Raw genomic sequence first — 26,466 nt, 5'->3', positions numbered from 1 at the left:
AGGAACGGCAATTATATTTTTAATAATTTTTCAATGGCTCTGTCAAGCGTCTCTGCTTTCTTAGCAAAGCAGAATCTTAATACGTGATGATCAATGCCTTTGTTATAAAAAGCAGATGTAGGTATTGATGCAACACCAAACTCTTTGGTTAAGCGTATGGCAAAGTCTGTATCTTTCTCATCCGTAATGTTGCGATAGCTCACGGATTGAAAATAGGAACCCGAGCAGGGTAGCAGCTCAAACTTAGTTTGCGCCATGCCTTGCCTAAAATAATCGCGTTTCTCCTCAAAAAACTTGGACAGGTTCAGGTAATAATCTTCTTGTTTCAAAAACTCTGCAATTGCTACCTGCATAGGTGTGTTTACGCTGAACACCATATACTGGTGTATCTTCCTGAATTCGTTCATGAAAGCGGCAGGAGCCATACAATATCCCAGCTTCCAACCCGTGCTATGAAACAGCTTGCCAAATGAGGCAACAATAAAACTGCGTTGCTGCAACTCGGGGTAGCGGGCCATACTACGATGGGTCTGTCCGTCGTAAATCAGATGTTCATAAACCTCATCGCTTAATATAAGTATGTCGCGGTTCTTCACTATTGCACTCAGCTGCTCTATATCCTCTTCGTGCAGTATGGTAGCGCTGGGGTTGTGCGGCGAGTTGAGGATGATCATCCGCGTATGCGCACTGATTAATCGCTTCACCATTTCCCAGGGTATGCGGTAATCAGGCGGCTCCAGTGCCAGTGATTTCACCGTTCCACCCATCAGTTTAATGGCAGGCGCATAGCAATCATAGGCAGGCTCAAATACAATCACTTCATCATTAGGATGAATAGTTGCACTAATGGCAGTAAAAATTGCCTGCGTGCCGCCGGCAGTGATGGTGATCTCGGTTTCCGGATTGTAAACCGCACCGTATAACTTTTCAGTTTTATTGGCAATGCGCTCGCGCAATGCCAGTAACCCAGCCATAGGGGCATATTGGTTATGGCCATTTTTCATGGCGGTATTTACCAGTTCAACCAATTCAGCAGGGCATTCATAATCGGGAAAGCCTTGTGATAAATTGATAGCGCCGACCTCGTTTGCCAGGGCCGACATCACCGTAAAAATAGTTGTTCCGGTTTGCGGAAGTTTAGACACAGGTATCATGCGGGGGCTAAATTAGTTAAAACAAGGTAAAAAATCGGCGCGGAGGCTAAACTATTGCCACGTTATTTATAACTATGCTTACTTTAGTGCAATGAAGTACATCAACCGTCTGTATCTGCTTATCAGTGCCTGCGCGTTTACGGCCTGCCAGTCATCGCATAAAAATAATGTGCCTGTTGTGGGCGTTGTAGAGGCTTTTGAAGATGCCACGGTATCACAAGCCAAAACCGGTTTTATTGATGCTTTAGCTAAAGAAGGTTTCAGCGAAAAAAAGAATAACCTTAAGATTGAATACAGAAATGCGCAGGGTAGCATACCTACGCTCACGCAGATTGTAAATTATTATGTAGCCGAGCCGGTTGATTTGCTGGCCACCAGTACCACATTATCGTCAGTAACTGCGGCACAAAAAACCAAAACCATACCTATTTTCATGATGGTATCACCAACACCGCAGCGTGCACACCTGGTTGATGCACAAGGCAAAGCCCAGCCAAACCTATTTGGTACTGTTGAGGACTTAAATTATATAGATACCTCATTTAGCCTGATACCTAAATTGCTGAAGCCTAAAAGTGGTAAACTGGTGGTGGGTATGATCTACAATCAGTCAGAACCGCAATCGGCCGATGCGCTGGAGCGCATTAAGCAACTTGCCGGTAAGCTAAACATTACCATTGAGGCATTGCCGTTAAATACATCAGCCGATGCACAGCTGGTTACGCAATCATTGCTTAATAAAAATATTGATGCATTTTTTGCCAATCCCGATAATACCGTATTTGCCGCTTTTGAAACCATCCTGAAAAGCTGCAACCAAAAAAACATACCGATTTTTACCAGCGAAGCCGGCTTGGTGCAGCGCGGTGCAGTGGCGGCGTTTGGTGCCGATATTTACCAATGGGGTTACCAATCGGGTTTACAGGCGGCGCAGTACTTAAAAACGCATAAAACCGACGGCCTGAAACCTGAGATGGTGAAGATACGCAAACGTGTTTATAATCCGGATGCTGCAAGAAGATACAGTATCAACGTTCCTGCAAATTTTGAAGCTGTAAAATAATGGATTTCTATTTAACAGCTCTGCTGCAGGGATTATGCTTTTCGGGAATTGCATTGGGGATATATATTTCCATGAAGATCTTTAATATTCCGGATATCACCACAGACGGCAGTTATACTTTAGGTAGTATGGTTACAGCAGTAATGCTTACCCATCAGCAATCTTTATACACTACATTAATAGCTTCCGTTGTGGCTGGCGCTGTAGCAGGGGCTTTAACTGGTGTGATTCATACCAAACTTAAAATTAATGCGCTGCTTTCGGGTATATTGGTCATGACGGCTTTGTACTCCGTTAACCTTGTGGTTGCAGGCCGGTCAAATATCCCTTTAATTGGTACGGCCTCGTTATATTCTGCCATTACCTTTGTAACTGACCTAAACTTAAATACGCTGATTGTATTATTAGGCGTTGTTGCGGTGCTGACTGCACTAATTGGGTATTTGCTAAAAACAGATTTTGGCATTGCCATGCGTGCTACCGGCAACAGTGAAACCATGATCAGGGCGCTGGGCGTAAATACCGACCGTATGAAGATCATCGGCCTAGCCCTGGCCAACGCTTTAACAGCCTTAAGCGGTTTTTTTATTACCCAGCAGCAAGGTTATGCCGATATCAGCATGGGGATTGGTATTGTTATCACCGGACTTGGTTCAGTGATAATTGCCGAAAGCTTAATTAATTGGTTGCAAATAACATCCGTATGGACGAGCCTGATGCTGGTGCTATTGGGGGCAATTATTTTCCAGATGGTCCTGGCTCTTACCTTGGCTTTGGGGGTAGATGCCAATATGCTGAAAGCTGTGACTGCTATATTTGTATTGATTATTGTAAGTCTGCCGCGCTTAAAGCTTTTGAATAGGTATGATTGAAGTAAATAACGTTACCAAGATATTTAACCGTGGCAAGGCTAATGAAGTTACCGCTATTCGCCAACTTAACCTGCATATTGCGGCACAGCAATATGTCGTAATTGTAGGCAGCAACGGATCGGGTAAAAGTACTTTGCTTAATCTTATTGCAGGTAATACGATGGCCAGCAGTGGTGATATCAAGCTGGATGGCCAAGTGGTAACCCGGTTACCTGATTACCGCCGCAGCGAGTGGATAGCCCGGGTATTTCAAAACCCGCTTAGCGGCACCGCGCCCGACTTAAGTATATTAGATAACTTCAGGCTTGCCGCTTTGCGTACACGGCCTAAAAGTTTACGAATTGGCACCACTGAAGCTTTCAAAAAACAGGTACAGGATAAAATTGCGGTATTGGGGATGGGCCTTGAAAATAAAGTGCAGCAGGCAATGGGAACATTGTCCGGCGGGCAAAGGCAGGCTTTAACCTTGCTGATGAGTGTAATGGATGAGTGCCGCGTGCTGCTTTTGGACGAGCCGACTGCTGCTTTGGACCCGCGTTCGGCCGATTTGGTGATGCGTACGGCAGAAGAGTTGATTAAAACCTTCAAACTGACTGCTATTTTAATCACTCATAACCTAAAAGATGCCTTTAATTATGGAAACAGGTTGCTTTTTATGAGCGAAGGCCAGATTTTGAAGGATTATAGCCGTGAAGAAAAATTAATTTTAACGCAAAATGATTTATTTGAACTTTTTGGTTAATTAACTTTAAATAGTGGCAAAGTAATTGTATAAGTGGTTGTACCATGAAAAACAATCTATTTGCACCCATTAAAGACGCATATCAATTAGTACAAGGCGCTAAGATCAAGAGTATTAAATACGAGGAAGTTTTTGAACTCGGCAGCTATGATCCAAACAAACGTGGTTATACGGTTTATCCTTTCGAAAATGGCGTTAAGTTTACTGATTTCAGCATTATTGTAAGCGAAAAAGAACTTAAAAACCACTACGTAATTGAAGGCGTTAATGTAAACATACCTATTGTACAAGCTGCACAAGCCACAGATAGCTTAAGCAGCCTGGGCATGGCAAGCTAATGCTGGCTTTTATTTAATTAAGATATCCGAGTAATAAATGTTACTAACCCGGCATCACTTACTTTAACAAAATTTCACTTCTTACTGATAAAGAGCATTTTATTAAAGTTTTGCTATATTTGCATAAACTTTAATAAAATGCTTACCCTTAAACATAGCTGCACGTTTTCTAAACAGCCTTTAGGCTTGTTGCAGAAGGGTATTGTCTTTATATAGCCTTTCTGGTTATTTAAAACATTGCTGTATGGCAGCAATATCACCTCCAATCTTATTAGTTGAATTAAGCGGCTAACCGTAAGGTGACCGTGTGAAATATATTGTTAATCATGGATATTTATTATTCTATAGAAGAGAAGTACCTGCATGCTGTAGAAGAGTACTGGTATGGCGAAACGCCTAAGAGCCTGCAATTACTCAATGAAATTATAGCTGCCGACCCATCATATGCCAAAGCCTACTATCATTTGGGGATGATCTATTATTACGAGATGAAAGACTACCAGGCAGCGGGTTATAATTTCAAAACCTGCATTGAGCTTGATTCCAGGTTTCCGGATGTATATGAGCATTATTTGCACTTATTATCTTTTTTAAAGATGGAAAAAGTGCTGCCCCAAATTACCGAGCAAGCGCTGTCAACACCCGGTGTTGACGGTGCCGTGATCTGGAACACACTCGGTTTACATGCCGAAAAAAACAGGAACTTATTGCAGGCAAGGCATTGCTATCAGGAAGCGTTTGCCATAGCTGTCGAAAAAACCCAGATAAGTGAGATTGATGAAAACCTTGAACGGGTTAAGCTTAAAATGCAGCGCAGCAGCAAGGTTTTATATAGTATGCAGGAATAAAAAAAGGAGCTTTAAGCTCCTTTTTTTATTTATTTAACTGGTCTAATTTTGTTTACATCAGCAACGGTAACCGTTGCTGCTTTGTTGCCAAAGTTGTTTCGGACGTAAGTGAGTACATCGGCAATTTGCTGGTTGGTTAAATGCGCAAATGACGGCATAGCGTTAGAGTAGGTCTCGCCATTAATTTCCACGTCTTCATTAAAGCCGTTCAGTACAATCTTTATTAACCGTGTTTTATCACCCAAAACATAGGTAGTCTTAATTAGTGGCGGATTCATATTTTGCACACCGGCACCATCAGCCTGGTGGCAGGTAAGGCAGTTTTGCGTGTAAATAGCTTTGCCGTTAGCAATGGCTGCAGCAGAGCCAGCAGACATAGGACCTTTTTTTACCGGCTTTTTTTGTGCTGATGCATAATGGCTAAACAAGCAAATTATAACACAAACAAGCCAAATGTGAGGATATTTCATGAGTTACTTTTTGTTGTATACAATGCGGTAAATAGTGCCTTTGTTGTCATCACTCACATATAATGAACCATCAGGCCCCTGTGCCAGTCCGCATGGGCGATGCTCGGCCCGGCCTGATGTTACGTTTGCTGCTGAACCGGCAAAACCATCGGCAAAGACTTCCCACTTACCAAATGGCTTTCCATCTTTAAACGGCTGAAACACCACAAAGAAACCAGCCTGCGGTTCGGGGGCTCGATTCCATGAACCATGAAACGCAATGAAAGCACCATTTTTATAACGCTCAGGAAACATGCTGCCTGTATAGAACAGCAAGCCATTAGGCGCCATGTGGCCGGGATAAGCTGCAGCCGGATCAATAAATTTATTCGATCCTTCTTTTTTACTATCACCGCCATATTCTGGTGCTACTATCTTTTTATGCTGATCCTGATCGTAATAAATGTATGGCCAGCCTGCATTGTCGCCTTTCTTTATCGCATACATACATTCAGCCGGGTAAATGGATGATTGCTGCACGGTATACAGATCGGGGAATAAATCGTGCAGTTGGTCGCGGCCATGCTGCATGACAAACAACTGGTTGTTTTGCTGGTTCCAGTCTAACCCAACCACGTTGCGCAAACCGGTGGCATAGCGTACGCCGTCGCCATAAGTTTGCTTAATCTTATTGGCTTTAAATTGCCATATACCACCCGCCGAGTCCAAAATAGGGCAGCCTTCCCGACCCAAAGATCCCTTGGTACGATCCTGCTGCTGGCAGGAGTTGGAGTAAGCGCCTACATTCACATAAACATTACCTTCATTATCCAACACCAGTGATTTTGATTCATGCTGGCGTCGGTTAATCAGGCCGGTTACAATATTTTCGGGTGCGTTTTGGTTAACAACCTTTTGGTTAGCATCCAATTTATAACGGTACACGTCGGTATTGGATGATGCATACAGATAATCGTTCTTAATATACATACCCGTACCCGGGTAATTTCCAAAGCCTTGAGTCTGGTCCATTTTGCCATCGCCGTTGTCATCATGCAGGTATAAAATACCCTTACCATCAACGGCCCTGTTAAGCTTTACATAAATATCACCTGCGGAAGTTACAGCCAGATGGCGGGCGCGCCCCAAGTTATCAGCAGCCTTTAAAGCACCAAACCCGTCGGGTAGTTTTAGTCCGGCGTTATCAGCATCGGGCGTTACTGTACTTGCATCATGTGAGCGCACATGAGCGCCATACCATATCATGCCGGCTGCGGCGATTAATGGCAGGAAAGATGAAAAAATAAGCTTGGTTCTCATAATTGTGTTTGAGATTTAAATTAACGCATTTCTATTGTCAGAAAGAAATTATTACTGTGCGTATGATGCATTTGTTACAATCGGTTATTGATTACGGAATGTGATAGGAAAACGACAAGACCTGCGTCTAACAATGTTCATATACTGCATTAAACCTTGTTTAGAAACTATCGTCATAATTACAAATTAACCAGATATGAGAAAGTTATTCGTAACCATGATATTAGCCGCAGGCAGTTTGATGTACAAAAATGCAGAGGCGCAGGTAGGGGTGAGTGTTGGTTTTAACATAGGCCCGGTATCAGTACAACTTCATAAGCCGGCCGCCGTGGTTTATGATGACTTTTATTACATGCCCGATGTAGAAGCTTATTACAGCGTACCCGAAAATGTATATTACTACATGGACGGTGATGAGTGGATTTCGGCACCATGCCTGCCGGGCGCCTACAGGGATTATAACTGGCGCAACGTGCGCCACTATGAGGTGCGTGCTGAGCGTCCTTTCAGAAATCACGATTATTACCGCTCAAGGTTTGGCGGGTTTGACCGCAACAGCAACCGTGGGTATGCATACCGTATGCCGCAAGGTGGTAACCGTGGCAGGTTCAATGGCTACCCGCAATCACCTTACGACTCGAACAACGACAGAGGCCGGGGTGGGTATTATAATCGCCCGGACATGCGCAATTACCCAAATCGTGGCAACTGGAATAACAGCGACAGGGGCAGAGGCGATTATAACAGGCCAGACAATGATAACCGTGGTAGAGGTGGCTTTGACCGCTCTGATAACTATAACCGGGACAATGGCCGGGGCAATTACGGAAGGCCAGAAAATGGCAACCAGGGCCGGGGTGGGTTTGGTAATGGACAGGGTGGCTACAATCGTCCGTCAAACAACCAGCCGAACCGCGGTGATAACAGCCAACAGCGCTTCACGAACAATGGCCCCACCGGCCGCGCAAACCGCATGATGTTTTAGTATTTTGCAGATCCCCCGATATATTAACGTAAAAAGGGCCGCTTTTTAAAGCGGCCCTTTTATGTTTGCAGAGGCTTAATAGCTGCTGGCCTGTGTCAAGGTGTCTACGGCTTCCTGGCTCAGGTTAAGCTGTACAGCTTTGGTGAGTTCATTCAACTGCTCAACACTGGTAGCGCTTGCAATAGGGGCTGTTATACCCGGCCGTGCAATTACCCAGGCTAAGGCTACTGCGGCTGGAGTTGCATTATATTCTTGTGAAATTTGATCTAAAGCACTTAGTATGCGGTGGCCTCGTTCATTTAAATATTTTTTAATTCCGTTGCCGCGTTTGCTTTTACTTAAATCTTCTTCGCTACGGTATTTACCGCTTAAAAATCCGCTTGCCAGCGAAAAGTAGGTGATTACGCCAATGTTGTTTTCACGGCAAAGGGGCTCAAGCTCTTTCTCGTAGCCTTCACGATCATATAAATTGTATTCGGGTTGTAACGTGTTATAAACGGGCAAGCCATAATCAGCGCTTAACTTTAAAGATTCTTTCAATCGCCCGGCTGAATAATTGGATGCACCAATAGCTCTAACTTTGCCCTGATTAATGAGCTGTGCATAAGCTTCCAGGGTTTCCTGTAATGGTGTGTTGGCATCATCGCGGTGCGATTGATACAGATCAATATAGTCTGTTTGTAAACGACGCAGTGAATCTTCAACCGCCTGTACGATGTATGCTTTAGATAAGCACTCCTTGCCTTCACCCATAGGGCTGCCAACTTTGGTAGCCAAAATCACTTTATCGCGCTTGCCTGTTTTTATGAGCCAGTTGCCGATAATGGTTTCCGATTCGCCGCCTTTATTGCCTGGCACCCAGGCAGAGTATACGTCGGCCGTATCGATACAATCTAAACCCGAATCTACGTAAGCATCCAGAAGTTGGAAAGACGTAGTTTCATCAATCGTCCAGCCAAACACATTACCACCAAACACAAAGGGATCGATACTGATGCCCGAATTTCCCAAACTTCTCTTTTCCATTAAATCATTGTGTTTTGTTGTTGCGAAAAATTAATCTGTTCCACCAGTTCATCCACCCAGCCGGAAAAATAAGGTTCTGATCCGGCAACGCGTGTCCAATGTCCTTCGGCATTACGTGCAATAATCAGGTGCAGTGATCCGTCATAAGAGGTGAACTCATAAGCCGGGTTATATTCGTCGTGCGTAATTGCTTTAACTTCGCCTTCAATCTGGCTGTCCGATCCGGTAAGTATAGCTTCAATAGGTTGTTGCATGATATTTTAAATTTGAAGTGTAAGACCTCTGTTTCATTACTAAATAACAGCGGGGATGAAAATGTTTTGCATGCGTTACAGATTACTACAAGAATGACTCTTTGCAATCTGGGGCAGATCATAAATCCATGCAGCGGTACTGACAGGATTATGTTATGCGTATATATACCTGTACCAAACTGTTCCGGGTGTTCCACACTGTACCACTTTTTTTGAACGGCCTCTAGGTGCTGCAAACGGCATTTTAGGTGTACCAAAGTGTACCACTTGTACCGGAGTGTACCGGTTTGTTCCACTTTGTACCAGCTTTAAATTGGAACAGGTATGCGGCTTGAATTCAATTAGTTGCATATTGTTAGATAAAGCTATATTGGTTGAGTTAAAACTTTTAACATGTAGTTGATGTTTACGAAATAATTATAACATCTACTACATCTGATATGAATTTTAATAACAACGTTAAATACTTCCAGGTAGCGCAAGGCGTATGGGGTATGCGCATATTTTTTGTTAACGTATACATTGTTGCCAATCGCCGCGGTTTCCCGAAAGGCTGGGTATTGGTTGATGCCGGTGTGCAGGGTTCTGCTGATAAAATTATCGCTTTTGCCGAATCTATTTTTGGTGCCGGAGCCAAACCTTCTGCCATCATTTTAACGCATGCGCACTCTGATCATACCGGTGCATTAGAGGAATTGCTGAAACGTTGGGATGTACCCGTTTATGCCCACGAGCTGGAAATACCATATCTTACCGGCAAGTCATCTTACGCACCGGCAGACCCAACGGTTGGCCGCGGCTTAATGAGCTTGATGTCGCCTTTTTTTCGCAAAAAGCCGCTTAATATTGACGCTAAGGTAAAGACTATTAATATAGAAGAAGGCATACCGGAATTGCCTGAGTGGAAGGTTGTACATACACCTGGACATGCTCCCGGTCATGTATCATTGTTTTTACCGCTCAATACAACCCTAATTGCAGGCGACGCTTTTGCCACAACGAAGGCAGAATCAGCTTTATTTCTGCTCAACAACATCAAGCGCCTTTCGGGTCCACCGGCCTACATGACCACTGATTGGAAAGCCGCTAAAGAATCTGTACGTAAATTGGCCGACTTGCAGCCTCGTATAGCCGCCGCCGGGCATGGCCCGGTAGTGCGTGGCCGTGAATTACAGGCCGAATTGCGCAAACTGGCCGATAACTTTGATAAGGTAGCCATGCCAAACAGCGGCCGCTATGTTGGCCATTCAACCCAGGCAGATGAAACAGGTACCTATTATGTGCCACCGTTCCGCTCAAGCACTAAGTTTAAAGTGCTTGTAGGCTTAGCTGGCGCATTAGCTGGTTTTGCAGTTACCCGTGCCTTGGTTAAATAAGCCGTATTTATCTTAGCTTTGTCGGGTGGAAAAAGCAACACCCGACTCTCGCATACTTATTGATATTGTGAAAATGCACATGCCTTTCGGCAAATACAAAGGCACACTGCTTTGCGACCTGCCGGTATCTTACCTGGAATGGATGTGTTCCAAAGGGTGGCCGGCGGGTAAACTGGGCATGATGCTGGCTACCGTTTATGAAATAAAGATTAATGGTATGCAGTCAATATTGTATGCTGTGAAGAATGCCGTAAACGACAAGTAATTAATTTTTCTTCCAAACCTTACAGCTTTTTGAACCAGCCTTTACGCCAAAAAAATATAAGTTGGCCAATTCCTATCAGAGCCATAATAGCCATGCAGTAAATGTATCCATGCGGCTGGTAAAGCTCGGGCATGTTACCCGGCAAGGGTTTGTTGGTGTAGGGATTGGTGGGGGCAAAGTTCATTCCGTAAACACCAGCCACAAAGGTGAGCGGAATAAATATAACTGAGATGATAGTGAGCACCTTCATGATTTCGTTCATGCGGTTACTTACCATCGATAGATACAGGTCGATGTTATTGGCGCTTATCTCCTTGTAACTTTCAATTAAATCTATGATCTGTATACAGTGATCGTAAACATCACGCAGATATGTTTTTACCTCATGGTTAATGAGCGCGCTTTCAGAACGAATCATGTCATTGATCTTGTCACGTTCGGGCCAGCTGGCACGCCGCAGCATAATAAGCAAGCGCTTAAGCTGCTGGGTTTCATACATAATGCTCTTATCGGCACTTTCGTACAGGCGGTCTTCAATGTTCTCCAGTTTGTCGCCAATTTGATTAAGCACTACAAAGTACCTGTCAATAATAGTATCCATCAAAGCATAGCAGATGTAGCCCGGCCCGGCACTACGTATGGCGCCCTTACCGGCTTTTAAGCGGTTTTTTACGGCTTCAAAGTTATCATCATAAAACTCCTCAAAGGTGATGATCAAATTATCTTTAATCAGTGCCGAAAACTGGGTGTTCAGGTACTCATGTTCATCATTTAAGTTAATAAGCCTGCCGGTCACAAACAGATAATCGTCATACTCATCAAATTTGGGGCGCTGGTGCACGTTCATGATATCCTCCAGCACCAAATCATTTATGCCCATGCGCTGCCCGATAGCCTCAATCAGCTTTGCATCACCCAAGCCATTGATCTTAATCCAGTGAAAATGATCACGGCAGGCATCCATCTGCTCAAATACCGTTTTTATAGTTTCTCCTTTTGATGCAACTACCTCTTTGGCATTGTAGGAGAACATATGGATGTGTGGTTTGAGTGCACCTTCGGGAACGTTGATAGTACCGGGGCGTTCACCCACATTCGGCAAACGCCGGTTCAACTTATGTAGTTTTTTCTTTTGAGGATTACTCATTTAAAGGTAATTAACCGATTGTGGCCCCTGGTTAAACAGCAAGTCAACAATGCTGAGGTTTTTTAGGAAGCCATTACGCTCTTCAAAAACCTGAAAGTAGGTTTTTTGTTCAAAGTCCGACTCTTTTTTAGAATGAATTTTACCACGGTAATCTGCCAACTGTTCATACTGTGCATGGTACTCCTGTGTGTAGGCTAACGTAACCGGTAGCTTTAAGAATTTGAGTATCATGGTCAGTAGCTGCTCATTGTAGTCGAACAGATAAGCCGGTTTGTCTTCATAAAATTTCACAAAGTCATCCTCGTAATACTCAAAATAAGCGGAGCGGCGGTAGCAGGATTGTAAGCTCATCCAATGCAAACGCTGCCAGTCAAAATCATAACTGATTTTTACATCCTTTACCTTGGTGTGTACTTTTGAGCCTTTTACAACAGGTACTACTAACTGCAGCAAGCCATCTGGCGAATAGATATGCGCACGGTTACGGTAGGTTTGTTTCGGGAAATGCTCTTCCTTTTCAATCCATATATCCGGTTTGTTTTTATTGAGTATAGTAAAGTACTCAACAGGAGGCAAATAAAACATAGGCAGTAAAGCACCTTTTTCCATCTTATATAATTATGTTTGTGGCTTTAAAATTTTGCAAAAGTAATGATTAGGAAAGGGTTTTCAATGCTGGGCACAGGTTTACTGTACCTTGTTTCGTTGCTTCCTTTTTTTATTTTGTACCGCATAGCCGATGTATTGTTTGTGCTGCTGTATTATGTAACCGGTTATCGCCGCAAAGTTGTGCAGCAAAATCTGCGCAATGCCTTTCCAGAAAAAAGCGATGCCGAGCGCAAGTCAATTGAAAAAAAGTATTTCCTGCACCTGGCTGATTTGTTTGTTGAAACGATTAAGCTACGTAGTATATCTGAAAAAGAATTGAACAAGCATTTTGCCACGGATGGATTTAACGAGGTGGTAGGAGCTGCCTTTGCACGGGGGAAAAGCGTAATTGGCGTTGTTGGTCATTATGGTAATTGGGAAATGGGCTCTATGCTTTTTAGCCTGCTTACACATAAAAAACGTATAGTGGTATATAAGCCACTATCAAATCCTGATTTTGACGACTATTTTAAAAGAATGCGATCCCGTTTTGGGAATACACTAATACCCATGAAAAGCATTATGCGTAAGTTGGTGGAATATCGTAACGAATTAACAGTATGTATATTGGCTGCTGACCAAACACCATCACGAAGCGAAATTAACTATTTTACTAACTTCTTAAATCAGCCTACAGCTGTTTTTTTAGGTGTAGAAAAGCTAGCGCGACTTACAGATAGCGCCGTGGTGTTTGGTGACATACGCCGAATAAGAAGGGGACATTATCATTGCCAATGGGTACCCCTGTTTGATAACGCTAAAACTACAACTGAATACGAGATTACCAACGCCCACGTGCAATATTTGGAAAACGTAATTAAAAATGACCCGCCGTACTGGCTATGGTCGCACCGCAGGTGGAAATTCAAGCCGGAGGATATGAATAAATGAGTAATGTACCTAAAGTAGCTGTCGTAATTTTAAACTGGAACGGCCTTAACTATCTGCAAAAGTTTTTACCCTCTGTATTAGCCTCTACCTGGTCCAATTTTGAAGTGATAGTGGGCGATAATGGCTCAACGGATAACTCGGTGGAATACCTGCAAAGCGTTTATCCCGATAAGGTGAAATTGATTATTAACGATCAGAATTACGGCTTTACCGGCGGTTACAACCGTGTGCTTGAACAAGTGGAAGCTGATTACTTTGTTCTGCTTAATTCTGATATTGAAGTTACGCCGAACTGGATTGAACCAATAATTGAATTGCTGCAAAGTGATGATCTGATGGCTGCTGCTGCGCCTAAAATCAGGGCGTATAACCAAAAGGAAGCATTTGAACATGCCGGTGCTGCCGGCGGTTTTATTGACCGCCTGGGTTATCCGTTTTGCCGGGGCCGCATGTTTTATGAAATTGAGGAGGACAAAGGGCAATATAATCAATCGGGCGAGATATTTTGGGCAACCGGCGCTGCGCTGTTTATTAAAAGTAAATACTGGAAACAATCCGGTGGTTTTGATGAGCGCTTTTTTGCACACATGGAAGAAATTGACCTGTGCTGGCGACTGAAAAACATGGGGCTTAAAGTAATGTACTGCGCACAATCAACCGTATATCATGTGGGTGGTGGTACGTTAAATGCCGAGAATCCGTTTAAGACGTACCTTAACTTTAGAAATAATTTACTGCTGTTGCAAAATAATTTACCAGCAGGCAAAGCCGCACGCATCATAACACTCCGCTTCTGGATGGATTTGTTGGCTTTGTTCCGCTTTTTGAATGAAGGAAAACGAAAAGATGCCTGGGCCGTAAGTAAGGCTCACCAAAGCTTTGTACGTAATTTGTTTAGCGGCAAAACCAAGCACGGTTCAAAGAACAAGAACATACCTTCAGGAAGTTCTTCCCGCAAGGCAAACCTCACCGGGATATATAAAGGCAGCATTGTTGTCGATTTTTTTGCCAAAAAGAAAACTCATTTTACTGATTTGAAGCAGGAGGATTTTTTTTAGCATCGTTAGTGCTGTTGGGCAAGTATACTTTCACATCGGGGCTATTTTTAGGTAATTCGATACCCTCAATCTCGAACTGCTTGTAAACGGCCGATAATACCCGGCTCTTTAGTTGTTGCCACATGCTGATATCAGCTGCCCAAAAGAATACCTTGAATTCAACCGAGCTTGATGAAAGGTTGTTAAGGTAAACAACCGGAGCCGGGTTGATCATAATATCATCGCGGTTGCTTAATAAATCACGCAGCAAGTTTTTTACGTGGTCAATGTCACAGCCGTAAGCTACATTGATATTCAACTCAACCTGGCGGTTGTTATCACTCAGTGTCCAGTTGATGACGTGTTGCGAAATTAGATCGCCGTTGGGAATGATAATTTCGGCACCGTTACCGGTAGCGATTTTACTTGAACGGATACCTATTTCTTTGATTGTTCCCGAACGGTTAGCCACTTCAATTACATCGCCAACCTGCACCGGCTTTTCAAAAGCTAATATTAATCCGGATACTAGGTTGTTGACGATATTTTGCAAACCAAAACCTACGCCCACGCCCAAGGCACTGATGATAATGGTTATTTTATCGAGCGGAAAGCCGGAAGCACCAACAGCCAACAGGAAGCCAACGCTGAATATGCCGATACGGATAAGTAAAAGCGAAGTTTTGGTTTTACGAGCAGTGTTACCAGTACGTGCCTTATGCTGCTCGGCAAAATCATAGATGTAACTAATTATGCGGGCCAGTACAGACGACAGCCATATTACACCAACAAAAATCAGGATACTGCCGAACGTAAACAGCGTACCACCTAAAGCGCGTGACTGATTAAGGAAGTTGCCGATAAAATCGAAGAAGTTTTCCTCGATACTTAAATTTTGCAGCAGTGTGATGAACCACATTACACAGGCCACTATATTCAAAATACTTTTGAACTTTCCTTGTAGTAGTTTAAAATCAAGATAGGAGCTGATATTGTTGCTATCAGATTTATTAGCCTCTAATTGTAAAAATAGGCTCTGAACCAAAATTTGAACAAAGTAATAAAGGCATAGGGCCAGCCAGAAATTATATAACGCAGTTACACCAATAACTTTGGCCAGGCTAAAACGGCCCGAAATGTTAAATATAACTGATAAGGTTTCGAGGATAATCAGTAACCATAAAGCTTTGCGTGCATGAGGTACATACTGCTCATGGCTGATTTTGATATGCCGGATGAATTGATAGCTAAACCAAACGGTTAAAGCGGCTAACAACAAAACAATTATGCGATCAGTGCTTGATATTTCGATAAATAAATTACTTACACTAAGCAAAAGCGTTATCACAAAAAGCTTAAGCAAATAATTAAACGGTGCGGAAGGGCAGGTACGTTTAACCAATATCAACGTAGATACTATCGAGATTAAAAATATCAGTTCCAGAAATACCACGGGCGGATGTTCGTAAAAGAACGGAACGATGAGAGAAGTGAGTAATAACGCTGAAGCAAGTGGAAAGCGAGCGGCATACACGGCTTGTATCATCACATCGTCCTGCTGTTCATGTACGGCCTGTACACGACGGCGATTGAAATAAATCCATGCAAATAGCCCGACAAATAAAAGTAAACCCAAAACATGGGTAAGTGCCTGGCCGTTTAACAGATTAAACAACTTGGTATTTACGCTTATGGTGCGATCAAAGGCAGCTTTAAAAGTGTTTCCGCTGCTTTTCATATTCCAGATATAGCCGTACTCGCAACTTAAAGCATTAATGCTAAAATCCCGGATCTTTTTATTAATAAGCTCTTTTTGATCGATGATGGATATATAGGCAGATGTTACCCTGTTTTGTAATAAGCCTACCCGCAAAAGCGACTTTTTGTTAATCGAGTCCAGCTTATGTCCCTTCTGTATCAGTGCTGATCGTTGCTCCAGAAAGCTGATCATTAATGTACTGTCAGTCGGAAAAACTTTGAAAACCGAGTCTTTATGTATCTGTACCAAATTGCTGTGTACATCTATCAGCTTGGAGTTTATATCCGCTAACTGATCCTGCCATACATCCAAATCATCCTGACGGTGGCTTAATATATCCCGTATGGCATATAAATAGCGGAGCGTACCGGAACGATCTTTCGATATAAGGTTGCGGATCAATTTAACAGCACGTTCAACCCGCGGCAGTTGGGTGCTTATTTCAACTGTATCCAAACCCCGGTTAAGCGTATTGGCTATCTGGTTGAACGACTCGGTGTAGTACTCAATTTTTTGTAGCTGGTTATTGGTCGATGTATCTGATGTTTTGTAATACCGCATCATCGAATCACGACGCAGCATGGCCTGCCGTAAGGAGTCGGCAACGGTGCGCGACGACTTTTTCTTCTTTTGGGCGGCTGCATCGTTGAACGGAAGTACTGCTAATAGCAGCAGGCAGGCTAAGGCAATCCTGAAGATTTTGAGCATCGGTAAAAACAATTGTTTGTCAACTAAACGATAATAACCAGCATTAAAGCGTACTGAGCGTCAATATGTTTTACAGATTGATAAAGTTTTCGAGCGCCAGGCGGTACGAGTCTAAACCAAAGCCGGCAATCACCCCTTTGCAATTAGCTGCCAGCATCGATTTGTGCCTGAAACTTTCGCGACGGTATACGTTTGATATATGCACCTCGATAACCGGCGTAGTGATAGCAGCTATAGCATCGGCAATGGCAATTGAGGTGTGCGTGTAAGCGCCGGCATTCAATACGATGCCGTCATAATCAAAACCAATTTCATGAAGCTTATCAATCAATTCACCTTCTTTGTTACTTTGAAAGTAGGTTAATTCGTGGTCTGGATAACGCTCCTTTAGCGTGTTGAAATAGGTATTAAAATCGGCGCTGCCGTAAATAGATTTTTCTCTTACACCCAGCAAATTTAAGTTTGGGCCGTTAATAATCTGTATCTTCATCAGCTCAAACTTAGGCATAAAACATTAAAGTAAAAAGGCGTGGATTGGCAGTCGGCAATTAAAGGTTTTCAGCAGTATTTAAAACTTGAAAAGTCACTTTCTGAAAACTCAATTGAAGCCTATAGCAGGGATATAGATAAGCTAAGGCAATATGCTGAAATACAGCCTGATTTGATAAAGCCGAATACAGTCAATCTAAATCAGTTACGGCTGTTTATTGTATGGCTAAATGAGCTGGGTATGATCCCGTCTTCGCAGGCGCGGATACTATCAGGAATAAAAGCTTTTTTTAAATATCTATTGATTGAAGATGAGATAAAAGCCGATCCATCTGAGCTGTTAGAAGCACCCAAGCTGCAGCGCAAATTGCCGGATACGTTGAGCTATGAAGATATTAACCGCCTAATTGCAGCCATTGACTTATCGCGACCGGATGGCGTGCGCAATAAAGCCATACTTGAAATGCTGTACAGCTGCGGCTTGCGCGTATCAGAATTAACCGAACTTAAATTATCCAACTTATATCTGGAAATTGAATTTATAAAAGTAACTGGCAAGGGCAACAAGGAGCGATTGGTGCCCATTGGCGCATCGGCAATAAAAGCATTGCAGCAGTGGCTGGATTATGTACGCGTGCATGTGCCTGTAAAAAAAGGAGAAGAAGATTTTGTGTTTTTGAACAGGCGTGGCAGCCGGCTTACCAGGGTGTTTATTTTCATGGTGATTAAACAACTGGCTGAAACAATTGGGTTGAAAAAGAAGATTAGTCCGCACACTTTCAGGCATTCCTTTGCTACCCATCTTATCGAGGGCGGGGCCGACCTGCGTGCCGTGCAGGAAATGTTAGGACATGAAAGTATTACCACTACCGAAATATATACGCATTTAGATCGCGATTATCTGAAAAGCACCATTATTCAATACCATCCCCGCAGTTAGGATGATTATGGCCACAAAGCTTTAATCATACGGTCCTTACCGAACATATCTTTGCGTAATTCAATGTCAGTAAATCCTTTACCTGATAACATCTCAACTGTTGCTTGACCATAAGCTTCATTAATTTCAAAAAACAGCAATCCCGATTTACTAAGTCTGGCAATTGCTAAATCAGCAATTGTATTATAAAAAAGCAGCGGATCTTCCTGCGGTACAAATAAGGCAGTATGTGGCTCAAAGTCGGTAACGTTAGTATGCATATGCTCCTTATCCAAAGGGGTAACATATGGTGGGTTACTTACAATAACAGATTGGTTGGGCTCAATCATATTTATCGTTTGTTCATTTAACACATCAGCTTCAATAAAAGTAACATTAGCTCCATTGGCAATGGCATTTTCACGAGCAGTTTGTAAGGCCGTTACCGAAATATCCATTGCAGTCACAATTGAGCCATTTATTGTTTTCGCTAACGAAATAGCAATACAACCACTACCCGTACCAACATCCAGAATTTTTGTGTCAGTTAAGGAAGTATTTGGTATAGTATTTACAATCCAATCCACTAATTCTTCAGTTTCAGGGCGGGGTATCAATACCGATGGATTTACTGAAAACTTCAATCCGTAAAATTCAGTAAACCCCAATATATACTGGATAGGCTTACCCGTTTTCAGCTCTGACAGTATATGGGTTACCGATGTTTGCTGATCTCCGGCCAAATCCACCTCGGGGAAGGCTTTTAGTTTGGCTCTCGAAAATCCGGTTAATTCGCTTAACACTAATTCCGTTAGTGCAGTAATTTCATTACTGTCATAAAGCGCTTGTAAATCCTGCCGATAACTGTCGTACACTTCTTTAACCGTTTTCATGTAACAAAGAAACATAAAAAGCTACTTTTGTAGCATGGCACAACACGAATTTTATATGCGGCGTTGCTTACAGCTGGCACAATTAGGCGCTGGTTATGTAAGCCCGAACCCAATGGTAGGCGCTGTTATTGTGCATAATAACAAAATAATAGGCGAGGGCTACCACCGCAAATACGGCCAGCCACATGCCGAAGTGAATGCCGTGAACCAGGTATTGCAAAACTATCCGGAGGCCGAAGCCTTGCTGCAACAAGCTACCATATATGTGTCGCTTGAACCATGTGCACATTACGGTAAAACGCCGCCCTGTGCTGATCTGATCATCCAGCATCGTATACCCGAGGTGGTTGTAGGCTGCCGCGATCCTTTTAACCAGGTTGATGGAAAGGGCATTGAAAAGTTGCAGCAGGTAGGAATTAAAATTATAGTAGGCGTGTTAGAGCAGGAGTGCAGGGCGTTAAATAAACGCTTCTTCACCCGCATAATGTACCAGCGCCCTTATATTATACTGAAGTGGGCACAAACAGCCGATGGCTTTTTTGCGCCCGATGATAACTCCCAGTTTTGGATTACCGGTAAAGCATCACGCCGTTTGGTGCATAAATGGCGAACCGAAGAGGATGCTATATTAGTAGGCAAAAATACGGCTCAAATTGATAATCCACAGCTCAACGTACGTTACTGGCAGGGCCAAGCGCCGAAGCGTGTGGTTATTGACCGCAGGTTGGAGCTGGATAAAAGTTTGCATCTGTTTGATAATAGTGTCGAAACACTGGTATTCAACGAGATTAAAACCGATATAGAAGACAAGATCAAATACATTGCGCTTGAAGACTTTAATTATTATGTGCCGCAATACATCATATATCAGTTATACCTGCAGGATATCCAGTCGGTAATTATTGAGGGCGGTGCAAATACCCTTACGCAGTTTATTGAAGCTGATTTATGGGATGAGGCGCGGATTTTTACCGGAAAGTCATTGCTTAAAAAAGGAATAAACGCACCTGTTTGCCGCGGAGAGCACCTGGAGGAGTTTATGGTGGAAGAAGATCGTTTACAAATTATTTATAACCAACCGTCAATTTAATGATATACATTTTTTTGAGCGTTTGCTGCAGCGTTCTGGTTTCGGTGATTTTAAAGTTGGCTCGCCGTTATCAAATTAATGTTGTGCAGGCCATCACCTGGAATTATTCCATAGCTGCTTTACTTACCTGGCTATTGCTTAAGCCCGATGTTTCCAAGATAAGTTATGAGCCTAATTTGGTTTATACTTCGTTAGGCATATTGCTGCCAGGTATATTTTTTATAATGGCGGTATCCGTCAGGATGGCCGGTATTGTACGCACTGATGTAGCCCAGCGATTATCATTGCTTATTTCTCTTTCTGCAGCTTTTTTGTGGTTTCATGATACGGCAAACATTTTTAAGATAATAGGCATCGTTTTGGGTTTTGGCGCTATTGCATGCCTGATACCCTGGCAAAAGCAGCAAAGCTATAGTGAAAGCCGAAACAAAAACTATTGGGTTTATCTGATTGCTGTATTTTTAGGTTTTGGCTTTATTGATATCCTGTTTAAGCAAATGGCGCTGAACAAAACCACGCCTTATACCACATCGCTACTTGTTGTCTATATCATTTCTTTTGCTGTTGCCTTTTTGGGATTATTATACCAAGTATTCATTAAAAAGCGGCGCTTTTATTTCCGTTATATTTTCTTTGGATGGATACTCGGTTTAGCCAATTTTGGGAACATCCTGTTTTATCTGAAAGCTCACCAAAGCCTGGCCCAGAACCCCGGCACCGTATTTACCGCCATGAACATTGGTGTAATTACTGCCGGTACGATCATAGGCGCTTCAATCTTTAAAGAAAAACTCAGCAGGTTAAACATTGCCGGTATCGTATTGGCCATTTTAGCTATAGTGCTGATTGCTTATTCCTCATTTTATGCTGTTTGACGATACCTATCTTACTATAAAGCAAAACGCCGAATCGCTATTTAGCGACAGGGGCAGTAAATTTATAGCTTACGCTTACCAGATACGGACCGAAACTGATGTTAAACCTTTAGTAGCTCAGTTAAAGGCCATACATCCCAAAGCTAACCATCATTGCTGGGCAGTGCGCCTGGGGCCTGATCGTACGGTTTTTAAAGTGAATGATGATGGCGAGCCGTCCGGTACAGCAGGGCGACCCATGCTGAATGTTCTGCTATCTAAAAACGTGACGGATACGCTGGTTGTGGTTGTTCGATACTTTGGCGGTAAGTTACTTGGTGTGCCGGGGCTTATTAATGCTTATAAAACAGCAACCGAACAGGTACTGACCGAGGCTGGTACGATTGAGAAAGTGATTACCGACGTTTATACACTCACCTTTGAGTACCCGCAAATGAATGATGTAATGCGCATCATTAAAGAAGAAGACCTGCAAGTTTTGGAGCAGACAGCAGATTTGCGCTGCGCTTTAAAAATTGCTATCAGGAAATCTAAAGTTAATCAAACAATTGGCCGTTTTGAAGGTATTAGTAATATCCATATTCAATATTATATCGGCGGCTGATTGCATAAAAAATTAATAAGCAAAAAACTTGCTTTTAATGATGCAATGCGTTAACTTAGTATACAACATTTACATCTTCTAACCTAATAAAAACATGAGCGGATTACCTATTGGAATCTATCTCGAAGACGAGAAAAGATTCGAGTTTGATTTTGTTAAGCATCTTTTGAAAATCAGCTTTTTTAAGGAAACCAAGCCGGCGGGTACTATCGTATCACCATTTCGTTTAATTAAAAATGAGGAAAGTCTGTATTTATTGATTCATAACTATGACCGTTTGGGCGAGCGTAAGATCATGATCGAGTCTATCGACCAAAATCAGTTAGTTATAAATCACGATAATACTTCTTATAAACTTCAGAAAGTAGCTTAACGAACAACACTTATACCAAAGATTAAAGGAAGGGCAATAGCAATATTGCCCTTTTTTATTGCCCTATTGGCCATATTTTGTTAACTTGGGCGTGTATGTCGTCTTTTGATATTGATAAATCAGACCTTTTGCGTGTTAAGGCTGCCTTGGAAAGTACAGAGGCAGAAGTGCAACAGGTTCTCAGTCAGTATCATGCCTCAGAGATTGCTATTCTTTTCGACCGGCTTGGTCCAGAAGAGCGTGAGCTTATCATCAATATCCTTCCTACTGAAATAGCTTCAGAAGTGATCTCGGAAATGGACGAAGAGAGCCATCCCGAAGAATTGCTGGTAAATCTTGGTAAAGAAAGACGTACCGAGATTGTAAAAGAGCTGGATTATGATGATGCCACTGACATCATTTCACAACTGGATGAAAGCGATCAGCAGGAGATTTTAGATGAGATAGGCCATGAGGATGCCAGCAACATCCGAAACCTGATGACCTACCAGGAAGATACGGCTGGCGGGTTGATGAACACCGAACTGATTAAGGTGAACGTTACGCTGACCAAAAATGAAGCGATAGAAGAGATCATCCACCAGTCGGAACAAATGGAGGAATTTTATACGCTTTACGCAGTTAACGAACAGGATGTATTGCAGGGCATACTCTCTATCAAGGATCTGATTAAAGCTAAAAAGCAATTACGCGTTCAGGACCTGATCAAAACAGATTTTGTATATGTAAACGCAGACCTGGATCAGGAAGAAGTTGCCAAGCTGATATCACAATATAACCTAACCAGTATTCCGGTTGTAGATACCAGCATGAAACTGCTGGGCCGCATCACGGTTGACGATATTATTGACGTATTGGAAGAGGAAAATACCGAAGATATCTTAAAAATTTCGGGCGTATCGGAAGACGAACAATTGAGCGGAACCTGGCAAGATGCCGTTAAAAGCCGTTTGCCTTGGCTTATAATCAACTTGGGTACAGCCTTTTTGGCTGCATCTGTAATACGCAGTTTTGATGATACAGCTAAGAGGCTGCCTATTGTTGCTGCCTATATTGTAATTATTGCGGGCATGGGCGGTAATGCCGCTACGCAGGCCTTAGCCGTTACCGTAAGGCGTATATCGTTAACCGACCTGACAGATAATCAAGCTTACATTACCATACTGAAAGAATTTTTGGTAGGCATGATTAATGGCGCTACCAGCGGAGCCATTGTATTTGCAGTAGCTTATTTTTATGATGCCAACCCGATGTTGGGTTTGGTGATGTTTTTGGCCATGACAGGCAATCTTATTATTGCAGGTTTAACCGGTGCATCCATCCCGATGCTGCTTAAACGGGTAGGTATTGATCCGGCGGTTGCATCATCTATTATTATCACTACTTTTACGGATTGTATAGGCTTTTTGCTGCCGCTATGGTTAGCTTCAAAGCTTTTATTATAAATTTGGCACTTCTTAACATTAAACACACGTATGACTGAAGTAAGACACGACTGGACCAAGGAAGAAATTTCAGAAATATATCATACTCCGCTACTGGACCTGATTTACCGTGCAGCAACCGTACACCGCGAAAATCATAACCATGCCGAAGTGCAGATTAGCTCATTAATCTCAGTTAAAACCGGCGGTTGCCCTGAAGATTGCGCTTATTGCCCGCAGGCAGCCCGTTACCAAACCGGTGTAAATGTGCACGCCATTTTACCTAAAGAAGAAGTTGTTGCCGCTGCCCAAAAAGCAAAAGCAGGCGGTGCATCACGCTTGTGCATGGGGGCCGCCTGGCGCGAAGTGCGCGACAACCGCGACTTTGATAAAGTAATTGAAATGGTAAAGGCTGTAAACGAGCTGGACATGGAAGTTTGCTGTACCCTGGGTATGCTGAACGAGCATCAGGCGCAACGCCTGGCCGATGCCGGTTTGTACGCTTACAACCATAACCTCGATACATCGGAAGAAGATTACAAACGCATCATCACCACCCGTACCTATGACGAGCGCTTACAGACTTTAGAAAACGTGCGTAAAGCTAAGATTACCGTTTGCAGCGGCGGCATTATCGGTTTAGGTGAAACGGTGGAAGATCGCATCTCGATGCTGAAAACACTGTCTAACTTACCTAAGCATCCAGAATCTGTTCCGGTGAACGCTTTGGTGCCTGTGCAAGGTACGCCACTGGCCGATCAGCCGCGTGTATCTGTATGGGATATGGTGCGCATGATTTCTACAGCACGTATCATTATGCCTAAAACTGCTGTGCGTTTATCTGCAGGCCGTACCGAGATGAGTATGGTTGAGCAAGCCTTGTGTTTTATGGCTGGTGCCAGCTCTATATTTGCAGGCGAAAAATTATTAACTACACCAAACCCTGATTTTGATACTGATATGGCTATGTTTGAGCTGTTAGGTTTAAAACCAAAGGCTGCGTTTAAAGACGGTCGCCCTAATCAAAAAGCAGCGGTACAGGAAGTAGTTGCAGAAATATAATTAAAAAAGCATTTGTTTTCACTGCGGAGTAAAGCTATTTCGCAGTGAAAACTTTATACATATGCTGTAGCATTTCTTGTCCCGGCCATTTACACAGCAACTACTTTTACATCAATATTGCCTCTAACCGCCTTGGAATATGGACATGCTCGATGGGCTTTATCAGCCAGTTTCTGCGTATCTTCCAAGCTTTGACCCGGTATGTGCACATGCAGTTCGGCTGATAACGCATAAGCATTACCATCTTTATTAAAGCTTACATGTACTTCGGCAGTGGCTTCGCTTACATCGGTACCCTCTAATTTAGCAACTGATCCTAAAGCGCCTAAATAACAGGCGCCATAAGCACCGGCAAACAACTGTTCGGGGTTGGTATAGCTGCCACCTTCTCCACCCATTTCTTTCGGCTTTCTTAAATCAAGGTCAACCACACTATCAGAAGATTGGATATGACCATCGCGGCCGCCTTTGGCAGTTACAACCGCCGTGTATACTTTTTCCATAATCACTTAGTTTTAGCTTTAAACCAATTGCAGGTTGTAAAGTTTTTTTCTTACCATATCTAATATGCTAAAAATATTAGTATTTTTGATTGGTATGAATGCAGATCGTATAACCGAAAAACTGAATATTTTAGCTGATGCTGCTAAGTATGATGTATCCTGTGCATCAAGTGGAAGCAAGCGTAAAAACGAAAATAAGGGGTTGGGTAATGCCAGTAATGGCATTTGCCATACTTATACAGAAGACGGCAGATGTGTATCGCTGCTTAAAATTTTGTTGACCAACCACTGTATTTTTGATTGTGCTTATTGCGTGTCGCGTAAAAGTAACGACATTAAACGAGCGGCCTTTACCGTGCAGGAGGTAGTTGATCTGACCATCAATTTTTACCGGCGCAATTATATAGAGGGCTTGTTTTTAAGTTCAGGTATTTTTTACAATGCCGATTATACGATGGAAAGGTTGGTACGCATTGCCAAAAAATTACGTACCGAGCATAAGTTCAATGGCTACATCCACCTCAAATCTATTCCCGGTGCCAGTGATGAGCTGATGCGTGAAGCCGGCTTATATGCCGACCGACTGAGCGTAAACCTGGAGATGCCGACAGAAGAAGGGCTGAAGCTGCTGGCACCCGACAAGAACCGCCAGGACATGATACAGCCGATGAACTTTTTGAAAAAAGAGATTATACAGCGAACCGAAGAAAAAGCGCTGTTTAAAAAAGCACCCCAGTTTGCACCCGCCGGGCAAAGTACGCAGGTAATTATTGGCGCCACGCCCGAGAATGACCAGCAAATATTGTATACGGCTAACCACTTTTACAAGAATTTCAATTTAAAGCGTGTTTACTATTCGGGTTATGTGCCCGTTTTAAGCGATAGCCGCTTACCTGCGCTCAATACCAGTGTGCCCATGGTACGCGAAAACCGCTTGTACCAGGCCGATTGGCTCATGCGCTTTTACGGCTTTCATGTGAGTGAGATTGTTGATCAGCATAATCCACATCTGGATTTAGATATTGACCCCAAATTAGGCTGGGCATTGCGCAATTTGCAAGCGTTCCCAATTGATATTAATAAAGCCGACTTGCAGTTGATACTTCGTGTGCCCGGCATTGGCGTACAATCAGCCCAAAAAATTGTGAGCGCACGTATGTTTGGTAAGCTTAACTGGGAGCAGCTTAAAAAAATCGGTATAGCGGTAAATCGTGCCAAATACTTTATCACTTGTAACAGTAATAGTTTTGAAAGGCGCGATTTGACAGGCACTGCCATTAAGCAATACATCCTTTCCCAATCGCAAAGCAAATACATTAAAGCCGCAACCACACAACTTAACCTGTTTTAGC

Annotated in this window: 29 protein-coding genes; 18 read left to right on the top strand and 11 right to left on the bottom strand. The window is 43.0% G+C overall.

The window, feature by feature from the left end:
* Window positions 1-11: 11 nt before the first annotated feature.
* Window positions 12-1,154, bottom strand: a complete 1,143-nt coding sequence (locus KHS38_RS01920; RefSeq protein ID WP_213486510.1) for a methionine aminotransferase — start codon at window positions 1,152-1,154, stop codon at window positions 12-14.
* 91 nt (window positions 1,155-1,245) lie between these two features.
* On the opposite strand from KHS38_RS01920, the gene KHS38_RS01915 reads away from it, so the two are divergent.
* The 5 genes from KHS38_RS01915 to KHS38_RS01895 all read left to right on the top strand — a co-directional run bounded on the left by KHS38_RS01915 (window position 1,246) and on the right by KHS38_RS01895 (window position 5,017).
* Window positions 1,246-2,217, top strand: coding sequence for an ABC transporter substrate-binding protein (locus tag KHS38_RS01915; RefSeq protein ID WP_213486508.1), 972 nt, complete (start codon window positions 1,246-1,248; stop codon window positions 2,215-2,217).
* A gap of 71 nt (window positions 2,218-2,288) precedes the next feature.
* On the top strand, window positions 2,289-3,089 hold the full coding sequence (locus KHS38_RS01910; protein WP_249665249.1) for an ABC transporter permease subunit: 801 nt from the start codon (window positions 2,289-2,291) through the stop codon (window positions 3,087-3,089).
* A complete protein-coding gene (locus tag KHS38_RS01905; protein ID WP_213486504.1) occupies window positions 3,082-3,831 on the top strand; it encodes an ABC transporter ATP-binding protein in 750 nt (249 codons plus the stop codon). The genes KHS38_RS01910 and KHS38_RS01905 overlap by 8 nt, the downstream gene beginning before the upstream one ends.
* 44 nt (window positions 3,832-3,875) lie before the next feature.
* Window positions 3,876-4,169 (top strand): hypothetical protein, encoded by a 294-nt coding sequence (locus KHS38_RS01900; RefSeq protein ID WP_213486502.1) that lies wholly within the window; start codon window positions 3,876-3,878, stop codon window positions 4,167-4,169.
* Window positions 4,170-4,495: 326 nt separating this feature from the next.
* Window positions 4,496-5,017: a hypothetical protein gene (locus tag KHS38_RS01895; protein ID WP_213486500.1), complete on the top strand. Its 522-nt coding sequence runs from the start codon at window positions 4,496-4,498 to the stop codon at window positions 5,015-5,017.
* A 29-nt stretch (window positions 5,018-5,046) separates the two neighbouring features.
* On the opposite strand, the gene KHS38_RS01890 is transcribed toward KHS38_RS01895, so the two are convergent.
* The gene (locus KHS38_RS01890; RefSeq protein ID WP_249665248.1) at window positions 5,047-5,394 is read right to left on the bottom strand and encodes a c-type cytochrome; all 348 of its coding nucleotides are present in this window, start codon (window positions 5,392-5,394) and stop codon (window positions 5,047-5,049) included.
* A gap of 96 nt (window positions 5,395-5,490) precedes the next feature.
* A complete protein-coding gene (locus tag KHS38_RS01885) occupies window positions 5,491-6,786 on the bottom strand; it encodes a PQQ-dependent sugar dehydrogenase (protein WP_213486496.1) in 1,296 nt (431 codons plus the stop codon).
* A 196-nt stretch (window positions 6,787-6,982) separates the two neighbouring features.
* Between KHS38_RS01885 and KHS38_RS01880 the strand changes: the two genes are divergently transcribed.
* On the top strand, window positions 6,983-7,771 hold the full coding sequence (locus tag KHS38_RS01880) for a hypothetical protein (RefSeq protein WP_213486494.1): 789 nt from the start codon (window positions 6,983-6,985) through the stop codon (window positions 7,769-7,771).
* Window positions 7,772-7,846: 75 nt separating this feature from the next.
* Here the strand turns inward: KHS38_RS01880 and KHS38_RS01875 are convergent, their stop codons facing one another.
* Window positions 7,847-8,797 (bottom strand): aldo/keto reductase, encoded by a 951-nt coding sequence (locus KHS38_RS01875; RefSeq protein ID WP_213486492.1) that lies wholly within the window; start codon window positions 8,795-8,797, stop codon window positions 7,847-7,849.
* Window positions 8,797-9,051: a hypothetical protein gene (locus KHS38_RS01870; protein ID WP_213486490.1), complete on the bottom strand. Its 255-nt coding sequence runs from the start codon at window positions 9,049-9,051 to the stop codon at window positions 8,797-8,799. Before KHS38_RS01870 ends, KHS38_RS01875 begins: the two co-directional genes overlap by 1 nt.
* A gap of 440 nt (window positions 9,052-9,491) precedes the next feature.
* Here KHS38_RS01870 and KHS38_RS01865 point away from each other — a divergent pair, with 440 nt between their 5' ends.
* Both KHS38_RS01865 and KHS38_RS01860 read left to right on the top strand, forming a co-directional pair.
* Entirely contained in the window at window positions 9,492-10,427 is a 936-nt protein-coding gene (locus KHS38_RS01865; protein WP_213486488.1) for an MBL fold metallo-hydrolase, read from the top strand.
* Between the two features lie 25 nt (window positions 10,428-10,452).
* The gene (locus tag KHS38_RS01860) at window positions 10,453-10,692 is read left to right on the top strand and encodes a DUF3820 family protein (RefSeq protein ID WP_349627905.1); all 240 of its coding nucleotides are present in this window, start codon (window positions 10,453-10,455) and stop codon (window positions 10,690-10,692) included.
* A 19-nt stretch (window positions 10,693-10,711) separates the two neighbouring features.
* Here the strand turns inward: KHS38_RS01860 and corA are convergent, their stop codons facing one another.
* The gene (gene corA, locus KHS38_RS01855; protein ID WP_213486481.1) at window positions 10,712-11,839 is read right to left on the bottom strand and encodes a magnesium/cobalt transporter CorA; all 1,128 of its coding nucleotides are present in this window, start codon (window positions 11,837-11,839) and stop codon (window positions 10,712-10,714) included.
* Complete coding sequence (locus KHS38_RS01850) at window positions 11,840-12,448, bottom strand: WbqC family protein (RefSeq protein ID WP_213486479.1); 609 nt, start codon at window positions 12,446-12,448, stop codon at window positions 11,840-11,842.
* Window positions 12,449-12,490: 42 nt separating this feature from the next.
* Between KHS38_RS01850 and KHS38_RS01845 the strand changes: the two genes are divergently transcribed.
* Both KHS38_RS01845 and KHS38_RS01840 read left to right on the top strand, forming a co-directional pair.
* A complete protein-coding gene (locus KHS38_RS01845; protein ID WP_213486477.1) occupies window positions 12,491-13,378 on the top strand; it encodes a lysophospholipid acyltransferase family protein in 888 nt (295 codons plus the stop codon).
* Window positions 13,375-14,436 carry a glycosyltransferase family 2 protein gene (locus tag KHS38_RS01840; protein ID WP_213486476.1) on the top strand — a complete coding sequence of 354 codons (1,062 nt, stop codon included), beginning with the start codon at window positions 13,375-13,377 and terminating at the stop codon, window positions 14,434-14,436. Before KHS38_RS01845 ends, KHS38_RS01840 begins: the two co-directional genes overlap by 4 nt.
* On the opposite strand, the gene KHS38_RS01835 is transcribed toward KHS38_RS01840, so the two are convergent.
* Window positions 14,405-16,882, bottom strand: a complete 2,478-nt coding sequence (locus KHS38_RS01835) for a mechanosensitive ion channel family protein (protein ID WP_213486475.1) — start codon at window positions 16,880-16,882, stop codon at window positions 14,405-14,407. The two genes, KHS38_RS01840 and KHS38_RS01835, sit on opposite strands and share 32 nt — an antisense overlap.
* A gap of 70 nt (window positions 16,883-16,952) precedes the next feature.
* Window positions 16,953-17,372: a type II 3-dehydroquinate dehydratase gene (gene aroQ / locus KHS38_RS01830; RefSeq protein ID WP_213488160.1), complete on the bottom strand. Its 420-nt coding sequence runs from the start codon at window positions 17,370-17,372 to the stop codon at window positions 16,953-16,955.
* A gap of 39 nt (window positions 17,373-17,411) precedes the next feature.
* Between aroQ and xerD the strand changes: the two genes are divergently transcribed.
* Window positions 17,412-18,311, top strand: coding sequence for a site-specific tyrosine recombinase XerD (gene xerD / locus KHS38_RS01825; RefSeq protein WP_213486469.1), 900 nt, complete (start codon window positions 17,412-17,414; stop codon window positions 18,309-18,311).
* Between the two features lie 5 nt (window positions 18,312-18,316).
* Here the strand turns inward: xerD and prmC are convergent, their stop codons facing one another.
* A complete protein-coding gene (prmC, locus tag KHS38_RS01820; protein ID WP_213486467.1) occupies window positions 18,317-19,183 on the bottom strand; it encodes a peptide chain release factor N(5)-glutamine methyltransferase in 867 nt (288 codons plus the stop codon).
* Between the two features lie 34 nt (window positions 19,184-19,217).
* On the opposite strand from prmC, the gene ribD reads away from it, so the two are divergent.
* The 6 genes from ribD (at window position 19,218) to bioB (ending at window position 24,611) form a co-directional block, all read left to right on the top strand.
* Window positions 19,218-20,273 (top strand): bifunctional diaminohydroxyphosphoribosylaminopyrimidine deaminase/5-amino-6-(5-phosphoribosylamino)uracil reductase RibD, encoded by a 1,056-nt coding sequence (ribD, locus tag KHS38_RS01815; protein WP_213486466.1) that lies wholly within the window; start codon window positions 19,218-19,220, stop codon window positions 20,271-20,273.
* A complete protein-coding gene (locus tag KHS38_RS01810; protein ID WP_213486464.1) occupies window positions 20,273-21,148 on the top strand; it encodes an EamA family transporter in 876 nt (291 codons plus the stop codon). Before ribD ends, KHS38_RS01810 begins: the two co-directional genes overlap by 1 nt.
* On the top strand, window positions 21,138-21,752 hold the full coding sequence (locus tag KHS38_RS01805; protein ID WP_213486462.1) for an IMPACT family protein: 615 nt from the start codon (window positions 21,138-21,140) through the stop codon (window positions 21,750-21,752). The genes KHS38_RS01810 and KHS38_RS01805 overlap by 11 nt, the downstream gene beginning before the upstream one ends.
* Before the next feature lie 94 nt (window positions 21,753-21,846).
* Window positions 21,847-22,125 (top strand): hypothetical protein, encoded by a 279-nt coding sequence (locus tag KHS38_RS01800; protein WP_213486460.1) that lies wholly within the window; start codon window positions 21,847-21,849, stop codon window positions 22,123-22,125.
* A 95-nt stretch (window positions 22,126-22,220) separates the two neighbouring features.
* Window positions 22,221-23,570 carry a magnesium transporter gene (mgtE, locus tag KHS38_RS01795; protein ID WP_213486459.1) on the top strand — a complete coding sequence of 450 codons (1,350 nt, stop codon included), beginning with the start codon at window positions 22,221-22,223 and terminating at the stop codon, window positions 23,568-23,570.
* Window positions 23,571-23,600: 30 nt separating this feature from the next.
* Window positions 23,601-24,611, top strand: coding sequence for a biotin synthase BioB (gene bioB / locus KHS38_RS01790; RefSeq protein ID WP_213486453.1), 1,011 nt, complete (start codon window positions 23,601-23,603; stop codon window positions 24,609-24,611).
* Between the two features lie 89 nt (window positions 24,612-24,700).
* Here the strand turns inward: bioB and KHS38_RS01785 are convergent, their stop codons facing one another.
* The gene (locus tag KHS38_RS01785) at window positions 24,701-25,114 is read right to left on the bottom strand and encodes an organic hydroperoxide resistance protein (RefSeq protein ID WP_213486451.1); all 414 of its coding nucleotides are present in this window, start codon (window positions 25,112-25,114) and stop codon (window positions 24,701-24,703) included.
* 64 nt (window positions 25,115-25,178) lie between these two features.
* Between KHS38_RS01785 and KHS38_RS01780 the strand changes: the two genes are divergently transcribed.
* The gene (locus tag KHS38_RS01780; protein WP_249665247.1) at window positions 25,179-26,465 is read left to right on the top strand and encodes a putative DNA modification/repair radical SAM protein; all 1,287 of its coding nucleotides are present in this window, start codon (window positions 25,179-25,181) and stop codon (window positions 26,463-26,465) included.
* The last annotated feature ends 1 nt before the right edge of the window (window position 26,466 follow it).

The organism is Mucilaginibacter sp. Bleaf8 (assembly GCF_018390515.1).
Lineage (GTDB): Bacteria > Bacteroidota > Bacteroidia > Sphingobacteriales > Sphingobacteriaceae > Mucilaginibacter.
Note: the sequence above shows the minus strand (reverse complement) of the source record. Positions and strands in the feature narration are given on the sequence as shown.